Genomic DNA, 896 nt, shown 5'->3' on the forward strand with positions numbered 1-896 from the left:
CACCTCGGCCCGCCCCAGCCCCCTGCTCTGGGATCTCCCGGAAGCGGCCGGTGCCCTGGAGGCCGCACCGAGCAGCAGTGCCGGTGCCGACTCGGGACTGCGGCAGGAGCTGTCCGGCCTCACGGGTGCGGAGCGACGCCAGATGGTGCTGGATCTGGTGCGTGCGCAGGCCGCGCAGGTCCTCGGCCACACCGGTGGGGAGGCCATCGAGCCCGGCCGGGCCTTCCGCGATCTCGGGTTCGACTCCCTGATGGCGGTCGAACTGCGCAACCTGCTGACCACACACACCGGACTGCCACTGCCCGCCACGCTGGTGTTCGACCACCCCAGCCCGACTGTCCTGACCGACCACCTGCTGACGGAACTGGTCGGGGACCTCCGGCAGGACTCCGCCACGCCGGTGCCCGCTGCGGGCGGGGTGTCGGACGAGCCGATCGCGATCGTGGGCATGGCCTGCCGCTACCCCGGCGGAATCACCTCGCCCGACCAGCTGTGGGACCTGGTCGCCGACGGGGTGGACGGCATGTCACCGTTCCCCACCGACCGCGGCTGGGCACTCGACGGCGTGGGCGAGTACGCGCCCGTCGGTGGCTTCGTGCACGACGCGGACAGCTTCGATGCGGGTCTGTTCGGGATCTCGCCGCGGGAGGCGTTGGCGATGGATCCCCAGCAGCGGCTGGTGCTGGAGGCGGCGTGGGAGGCGTTCGAGTCGGCCGGGGTGGATCCCCGGTCGGTGAAGGGCCGCGGGGTCGGGGTGTTCGCGGGCGCCTCCTCCTCCGGGTACGGCGCGGGCATGCACCTGCCCCCGACAGCCGAGGGTCACCTGATGACCGGCACGGCGAACAGCGTCATCTCCGGCCGCATCGCCTACACCTTCGGCCTGGAGGGCCCCGCCG

Annotated in this window: 1 protein-coding gene; it reads left to right on the forward strand. The window is 72.9% G+C overall.

Annotation, left to right across the window (positions count from 1 at the left end):
- Positions 1 to 896, forward strand: an 896-nt coding sequence (locus G5C65_RS37825) for a type I polyketide synthase (RefSeq protein WP_165303599.1), incomplete at both ends; no start/stop codon positions are given.

The sequence above is a fragment of the Streptomyces boncukensis genome (assembly GCF_011045075.1).
Lineage (GTDB): Bacteria > Actinomycetota > Actinomycetes > Streptomycetales > Streptomycetaceae > Streptomyces > Streptomyces boncukensis.